This is a genomic window from Kitasatospora sp. NPDC059571 (assembly GCF_042735675.1).
In the GTDB taxonomy this organism is placed as follows: Bacteria; Actinomycetota; Actinomycetes; order Streptomycetales; family Streptomycetaceae; genus Kitasatospora.
On sequence record NZ_JBHWBW010000339.1, the window covers coordinates 1 to 7,203 of the forward strand.

A 7,203-nucleotide genomic window follows, 5' to 3' on the forward strand; every position below is an offset into this window, starting at 1 on the left:
CGGCGGGCCCGGGCGGGGCCGTGGTCGAGCGGGCTGCGGGCGGGCGGTGCTACTCGCGGCCGGCCGAGGTGAAGGTCATGTCGGCGTAGCGGTTGCCGGCCACCTGTCCGGCGATCGGGTCGAGTTCGGCGAGCTCGGCCGCGGTGAGGGTCAGCGCGGCGGCGGCGGTGTTCTCGGCGAGCCGGGTCCGCTTGCGGGTGCCGGGGATCGGCACCACGGTCAGCCCGTGCACCTGGGCCTGCTGGTGCACCCAGGCGAGCGCGACCTGGGCGGCGGAGGCCCCGCGCTCGGCAGCGATCTTCTGGATCGGGGCGATCAGGGCGGCGTTGTCGGCCGCGTTGTCGCCGCTGAACCGCGGGAGGTAGCGGCGGTAGTCGTCGGCGCTCAGCTGGTCGGCGGCGGCGAAGGCGCCGGTCAGGAACCCGCGGCCGAGCGGCGAGTACGGCACGAAGGCCACCCCGAGCTCGGCGGCGGCGGGCACCGCGGTGCGCTCGACGTCCCGCGAGAACAGCGACCACTCCGACTGCAGTGCGGCGATCGGGTGCACCGCGTGCGCCTCGCGCAGTTCGTCGCCGGTCACCTCGGAGAGGCCGAGGTGGCGGACCTTGCCGGCCTGCACCAGCTCGGCCATCGCCCCGACCGACTCGGCCAGCGGGACGGCCGGGTCGCGCCGGTGCATGTAGTAGAGGTCGATCACGTCGATGCCCAGGCGCTGCAGCGAGGCGTCGACGGCGGCCCGGATGTAGGCCGGGTCGTTGCGGATGCCGCGGTAGTGCGGGTCGTCCGCCCGGCGCTCGATGGCGAACTTGGTGGCCAGCACCACGCGATCGCGGTTGGCCCGGACGAACGGGCCGATCAGCTCCTCGTTGTGGCCGGAGCCGTAGACGTCGGCGGTGTCGAACAGGGTGACGCCCAGGTCGAGGGCGGCGTCCAGGGTGGCCAGCGCCTCGGCGGTGTCGGTCGGGCCGTAGAACTCGCTCATACCCATGCAGCCCAGGCCCTGGATGCCGACGACGGGGCCGTTGGTGCCGAGCGGGGCGGTGGGGAGAGTCATGCGCTCTTCTGCTTCCTGTCGAGGGGGCGGGCGCGGCGGCCGGCAGCGGCGGGCGCGCTCCGCGCGTTGTAGAGGTCGATCTTGTAATCGAGGACGGCCAGGGTGGCGTGCAGGTCGGCGAGGCGCCAGCGGACCTCCTCGCGCTGGGCGACGAGGATGTCGCAGCGCTCGGGCATCGTGTGGTCGCCCTCGCGGGCCAGCTCCACGTAGCGGAGCATGTCGGCGACCGGCATGTTGGTGAGCCGGAGCTTGCCGAGGAACGACAGCCTGGCCAGGTCGGCGTCGCTGTAGCGGCGCTGGCCGGAGTGCGAGCGGTCGATCGGGTCGAGCAGGCCGATCCGCTCGTACCAGCGGAGCGTGTGCGCGGTCAGGCCGCTGGCGGCGGCGACCTCGCTGATGGTGTGCCGCGGGGTGCGGTCGGCGTCCGGGGCGGCCTCGGCGTAGGCCTGTGCACAGCTGGGCGGAGCTGCGGTGATCGGTGCGGGCTGTGCCATCTCGGCCCCCTGTGGTCGGCGACGGGTACGACGCTACTTACTTGGAGTGCACTCCAAGCAAGCCTGCCACTCGCGCCCGCCCTCCGGGCGGCTATGGTCGGCCCATGCAGAGCTTGCTGATGATCGAGGACTGGCCGGTGCCGAACGCGGCGGCCGCGGTGGTGCGGGGGACGGACGGCGCGGTGCTGGGCGCCCACGGGGTGCAGGACCACCTGTTCCCGCTGGCGTCGGTGACCAAGCTGCTGAGCGCGTACGCCGCGCTGGTCGCCGTCGAGGAGGGCGTCTTCGACCTGGACGACCCGGCCGGCCCGGAGGGCTCGACCGTCCGTCACCTGCTCGCCCACACCTCGGGCCTGGCCTTCGACGAGCACCGGGTGATGGCCCCGCCCGGCAACCGGCGGCTGTACTCCAACGCCGGGTTCGACGTGCTGGCCGACACCCTGGAGAAGGCCTCCGGCATCCCGTTCGCGCAGTACGCGGCGGAGGCGGTCTTCGAGCCGCTCGGCATGCGGGCGACGATGATCAACACCGCGCACCGGGCGCCGGCCGGCGCCGGCGGCCTGTCCACCGCGGCCGACCTGGCCCGGTTCGCCGCCGAGTTGCAGGCGCCGACCCTGCTGGACGCCTCCACCGTGCACCGGGCCACCCGCGAGGTCGCCTTCCCGGGCCTGTCCGGCGTGCTGCCGGGCTTCGGCCACCGCCGCCCGAACGACTGGGGGCTCGGCTTCGAGATCCGCGACGGCAAGGACCCGCACTGGACGGGCACCACCAGCTCGCCGGAGACCTTCGGCCACTTCGGCCAGTCCGGCACCTTCCTGTGGGTCGACCCCGCGGCCGGCGTGGCGGCCGTCGCCCTGACGGACCGTGACTTCGGCCCGTGGGCCGCCGAGGTCTGGCCGCGGTTCACCGACGCCGTCCTCGCCGAGCTGCGCGGCTGACCGACGCTCGGCCCGCCGGTCCCGTCCGTCAGCCGAACTGCAGCGGCGAGTGCATCTCCCAGAGCAGCAGTTCGGCGCCGTCCGGGCCGGCGGTCGGGTCGGCGAAGGCCTCGCCGGTGATCCGGACGCTGTCGCCCGGCTCCATCGACCGACCGCCGCCCTGCGGGCCGGGCACCGTGCGGTAGCCGAGCGAGCCGGCGGTGAGGTGCGCGTAGCGGTAGGGCGCCGCGGGCAGGGCGGGCAGCGGCTGCCACGGGCCGGCCGTGGCGAGCCAGAGCGCGGCGTCCGAGCGGCGCAGCCGCAGGGCGGGGGTGCCGGCGTCGCGCTCCAGGCCGGAGGCGAGCAGGGTGGGCCCGTCCGGGTCGGGCTCGACCCGGCGCAGCCCGTACGCGGGCGGGGTGCCGAAGGCGTCCGGCTGGAGCCACATCTGCACGAAGCGGACCGGGCCGGTCGCACCGGCCACGTTGCGCTCGGTGTGGCTGGTGCCGGATCCGGCGCTGAGGTGCTGGACCATCCCGGGGCGCACCACGCCGGCGTGCCCGTCGGTGTCGCGGTGGGCGAGCGCGCCCTCCAGCACCCAGGTGAGGATCTCGGTGTCGCGGTGCCGGTGCTCCTCGAACCCGGCGCCGGGGGCGAGGAGTTCCTCGTTGCAGGCGAGCAGGGCGCCGAAGTGGGTGTTCTTCGGGTCGTAGTGCCCGGAGAACGAGAAGGCGTGCCTGGTCTCGATGCCGGCGGCCGGCTCGGAGCGGTACCGTTCCGGGCCCCGGCGCAGGTCTGCCCGGCCGCGTTCGCGTGTGTCGGTCACGGCGCCACGGTAGCCGGTCGGCGGCGCGCGGCCGGCCGCGACCGGCGGGGGTGTGCACGAGCACCCCGTGCGGTGAGGCAGTCTTGTTCCTGTGCCAGCCGCTTCAGCCAAACCCGACAGTGCCAACGCCGAGCCGAAGGGTGCCGCCCGCAGGGCCGCCCCGGCCGACCGCCCGCCGCGTCCGACCAGAGGCGGCCGCCTCACCGCGCAGGAGCGCCGGCTGGCGGAGGAGCGGGCCGAGCTCCGCGCGGCCACGCTGAAACGCCTGGAGAAGTCCTCCGGCAAGCTCGCCACCGCGGCGATCTCCCGGATGGACGACCAGCTGGCCTGGTACCGGCGGATGCCGCCGGAGCACCGGTCCTGGATCGGCCTGGTGGCCCAGGCCGGCATCGCCGCCTTCACCGAGTGGTACCGCCACCCGGAGGCTCCGCAGGCGATCTCCACCGACGTCTTCGGCACCGCGCCGCGCGAGCTGACCCGGGCGATCACCCTGCGCCAGACCGTGGAGCTGATCCGCACCACCATCGAGGTGATGGAGGAGGCCATCGAGGAGGTGGCCGCCCCCGGCGACGAGGCGGGGATGCGCGAGTCGGTGCTGGTGTACGCCCGGGAGATCGCGTTCGCGACGGCGCAGGTGTACGCGCAGGCCGCGGAGGCGCGCGGCGCCTGGGACGCCCGGCTGGAGGCGCTGGTCGTCAACTCGCTGCTCTCCGGTGACGCGGACGAGGGTGTGCTGTCGCGGGCCGCGGCGCTCGGCTGGGGGCAGCCCAGCCAGGTGCGGGTGGTGATGGGCAGTGCGCCGGACGGCGACAGCGAGGCGGTGGTGGAGGCGATCCGCCGGGCCGCCCGGTACGCCAAGCTGCAGGTGCTGACCGGGGTGCTGGGCCGGCGGCTGGTGGTGGTGGTCGGCGGCGACAAGGAGCCGCTCAACACGGCGAAGGCGCTGATCGGCCAGTTCGCGCCGGGGCCGGTGGTGGTCGGGCCGACCGTGCCGGACCTGCTGTCGGCGACCCGTTCGGCGCAGGCGGCCGCGGCCGGGCTGAAGGCGTGCGCCGCCTGGCCGGACGCCCCGCGGCCGGTGCTGGCGGACGACCTGCTGCCGGAGCGGGCGCTGGCCGGCGACCGGGCGGCGCGGCGGCAGCTGGTGGAGGAGATCTACACACCGCTGGACGAGGCGGGCTCGGCACTGCTGGAGACGCTGAGTGTCTATCTGGAGCAGGCGTCCTCGCTCGAGGGAGCCGCGAGGATGCTCTTCGTCCACCCGAATACCGTTCGCTACCGGCTTCGTCGTGTGACTGACGTCACGGGCTATGCTCCATCCGACGTACGTTCGGCGTTCACCCTGCGCATCGCCCTGGCGCTGGGCCGTCTGGGAACGGTGGCGGACCAGGGCTGACCGTGCTGTAGGGACTGCACAACCCGGCGTGCTTTTCTTCGTTGTCGTCGCCTACCCGTCCACGGGTGCCTGGCGAGAGAGGGTTGAACCGTGCTCGTAATCGTCGCCCCTGGACAGGGTGCTCAGACTCCCGGATTCCTCAACCCCTGGCTCGAACTGGACGGCGCGGCCGACCGGCTGCGTCAGTGGTCCGAGGTCGCAGGTCTCGACCTGGTCCGCTACGGCACCGAGGCGTCCGAGGAAGAGATCAAGGACACCGCGGTGGCGCAGCCGCTGCTGGTCGCCGCCGGTCTGGTGACCGCCGGCGCGCTGTTCGCCGACTCCTCCGTCCCGGCGCAGGTCGGCGCGGTCGCCGGCCACAGCGTCGGTGAGATCACCGCTGCCGCGCTCGCCGGCGTGCTGAGCGCCGACGACGCGCTGGCCTTCGTCCGCGAGCGCAGCCTGGGCATGGCCGAGGCCGCTGCCGTCACCGCGACCGGGATGGTCGCCGTGCTCGGCGGCGAGCCCGAGGCGGTGGCCGCCAAGCTGGCCGAGCACGGGGTGACCGCGGCCAACAACAACGGCGGCGGCCAGATCGTGGCGGCCGGCACCCTGGAGCAGCTGGAGGCGCTGAAGGCGGACCCGCCGGCCGGCGCCCGGCTGATCCCGCTGAAGGTGGCGGGCGCGTTCCACACCGAGCACATGGCCCCCGGCGTGGCCCGGCTGGAGAAGCTGGCCCCGAGCCTGGCGGTGGCCGACCCGGCCGTGGCGTACGTCTCCAACCGGGACGGCGAGGTCGTCGGCTCGGGTGCCGAGGTGCTCGCCCGACTGGTCTCGCAGGTCTCCAACCCCGTCCGCTGGGACCTGTGCATGGAGACCCTGCAGCAGCTCGGCGCCACCGCGGTGATCGAGCTCTCCCCCGCCGGGACCCTCACCAACCTGGTCAAGCGCAACCTCAAGGGCGTGGCGACGCTGGCCCTCAAGACCCCTGCCGAGCTCGACAAGGCGCGCGCGCTGGTGGCCGAGCACGGCGCTCAGGAGAACAACGCATGACCACGCCTCAGATCAAGCCCGCGACCGGTGCCGCCTTCTCGCGGATCCACGGTGTCGGCGGCTACCGCCCGGTCCGGGTGATCCCCAACTCCGAGGTCCTGACCTGGATCGACTCCTCGGACGAGTGGATCCGCACCCGCAGCGGGATCGCCGAGCGCCGCTGGGCCGGCCCCGAGGAGACCGTCGCCGAGATGTCGGTGCAGGCCGCGGGCAAGGCCATCGCGCAGGCCGGGATCGCTCCGGAGCAGATCGGCGGCGTCATCGTCGCCACCGTCTCGCACCTGAAGCAGACCCCGGCGATCGCCACCGAGATCGCCGAGCGGCTGGGCTGCGGCACCGCGCCCGCGTTCGACATCTCCGCCGCGTGCGCCGGCTTCGGCTACGGCCTGGGCCTGGCGGACGGCATGATCCGCGGCGGCAGCGCCGAGTACGTGCTGGTGATCGGCGTGGAGCGCCTCAGCGACCTCACCGACACCTCGGACCGCTCGACCGCGTTCATCTTCGGCGACGGCGCCGGCGCGGCGATCGTCGGCCCGTCCGACACGCCCGGCATCGGCAAGGTGATCTGGGGCTCGGACGGCTCGCAGCGCGACGTCATCTCGCAGACCCAGGCGTGGGACACCGCGTTCGCCAAGGAGGACGCCGTCAACGGCGCCGGCGACGAGACCAAGTGGCCCGCACTGCGGATGGACGGCCAGCCCGTCTTCCGCTGGGCGGTCTGGGAGATGGCCAAGGTGGCCCAGCAGGCGCTGGACGCCGCCGGGATCACCGCGGACCAGCTCGGCGCGTTCATCCCGCACCAGGCCAACATGCGGATCACCGATGCGATGATCAAGGCGCTGAAGCTGCCGGAGTCCGTTCCGGTCGCCCGCGACATCGCCGAGACCGGCAACACCTCCGCCGCCTCCATCCCGCTCGCCATGGAGCGCATGCTGGAGGCCGGCGAGGCCAAGAGCGGCGACCTGGCCCTGATCATCGGCTTCGGGGCGGGTCTCGTGTACGCGGCCGCAGTCGTTACTCTCCCCTAGGCGTCGGCACCCCCGACCCACCACACCCGTGCGGCGGTCCGCCGGACCGCTCGCAGACAACACCGAAGAGGAGCAGCCGCTATGGCTACCAAGGACGAGGTTCTGGAAGGTCTCGCCGAGATCGTCAACGAGATCGCCGGCATCCCGGCCGAGGACGTCGAGCTCGACAAGTCCTTCACCGACGACCTGGACGTCGACTCGCTCTCCATGGTCGAGGTCGTCGTGGCCGCCGAGGAGCGCTTCGACGTGAAGATCCCGGACGACGAGGTCAAGAACCTCAAGACCGTCGGCGACGCGGTGGACTACATCCTCGCCAACAGCTGACCCCGCGGCCGGCTCGCCCGGTCGCCCGCGGCCGGGGGGGGGGGGGGGGGCGCGGCCCCCCGCGCCCCCCCCCCCCCCCGCCCCCCCCCCCCCCCCCCCGGCCCATACTAAGCTGGGGCCGGCAAAACAGCC

8 protein-coding genes are annotated in these 7,203 nt (G+C 73.9%); 5 read left to right on the forward strand and 3 right to left on the reverse strand.

Annotated elements, in window-relative coordinates; translation table 11 throughout:
* Positions 1-49 precede the first annotated feature (49 nt).
* On the reverse strand, positions 50-1,054 hold the full coding sequence (locus tag ACFV0G_RS28570) for an aldo/keto reductase (protein ID WP_380554117.1): 1,005 nt from the start codon (positions 1,052-1,054) through the stop codon (positions 50-52).
* On the reverse strand, positions 1,051-1,548 hold the full coding sequence (locus ACFV0G_RS28575; protein ID WP_380554120.1) for a MerR family transcriptional regulator: 498 nt from the start codon (positions 1,546-1,548) through the stop codon (positions 1,051-1,053). Before ACFV0G_RS28575 ends, ACFV0G_RS28570 begins: the two co-directional genes overlap by 4 nt.
* A 104-nt stretch (positions 1,549-1,652) precedes the next feature.
* Here ACFV0G_RS28575 and ACFV0G_RS28580 point away from each other — a divergent pair, with 104 nt between their 5' ends.
* Entirely contained in the window at positions 1,653-2,486 is an 834-nt protein-coding gene (locus ACFV0G_RS28580) for a serine hydrolase domain-containing protein (RefSeq protein ID WP_380554123.1), read from the forward strand.
* 28 nt (positions 2,487-2,514) lie between these two features.
* Here the strand turns inward: ACFV0G_RS28580 and ACFV0G_RS28585 are convergent, their stop codons facing one another.
* Positions 2,515-3,291, reverse strand: a complete 777-nt coding sequence (locus tag ACFV0G_RS28585) for a pirin family protein (RefSeq protein WP_380554126.1) — start codon at positions 3,289-3,291, stop codon at positions 2,515-2,517.
* A 220-nt stretch (positions 3,292-3,511) separates the two neighbouring features.
* On the opposite strand from ACFV0G_RS28585, the gene ACFV0G_RS28590 reads away from it, so the two are divergent.
* From ACFV0G_RS28590 to ACFV0G_RS28605, 4 genes are all read left to right on the forward strand, one after another.
* On the forward strand, positions 3,512-4,687 hold the full coding sequence (locus tag ACFV0G_RS28590; protein WP_380554139.1) for a PucR family transcriptional regulator: 1,176 nt from the start codon (positions 3,512-3,514) through the stop codon (positions 4,685-4,687).
* A gap of 90 nt (positions 4,688-4,777) precedes the next feature.
* Complete coding sequence (locus tag ACFV0G_RS28595) at positions 4,778-5,719, forward strand: ACP S-malonyltransferase (protein WP_380554129.1); 942 nt, start codon at positions 4,778-4,780, stop codon at positions 5,717-5,719.
* Positions 5,716-6,747 carry a beta-ketoacyl-ACP synthase III gene (locus tag ACFV0G_RS28600; protein WP_380554132.1) on the forward strand — a complete coding sequence of 344 codons (1,032 nt, stop codon included), beginning with the start codon at positions 5,716-5,718 and terminating at the stop codon, positions 6,745-6,747. Before ACFV0G_RS28595 ends, ACFV0G_RS28600 begins: the two co-directional genes overlap by 4 nt.
* 81 nt (positions 6,748-6,828) lie before the next feature.
* The gene (locus tag ACFV0G_RS28605; RefSeq protein WP_095874994.1) at positions 6,829-7,071 is read left to right on the forward strand and encodes an acyl carrier protein; all 243 of its coding nucleotides are present in this window, start codon (positions 6,829-6,831) and stop codon (positions 7,069-7,071) included.
* The last annotated feature ends 132 nt before the right edge of the window (positions 7,072-7,203 follow it).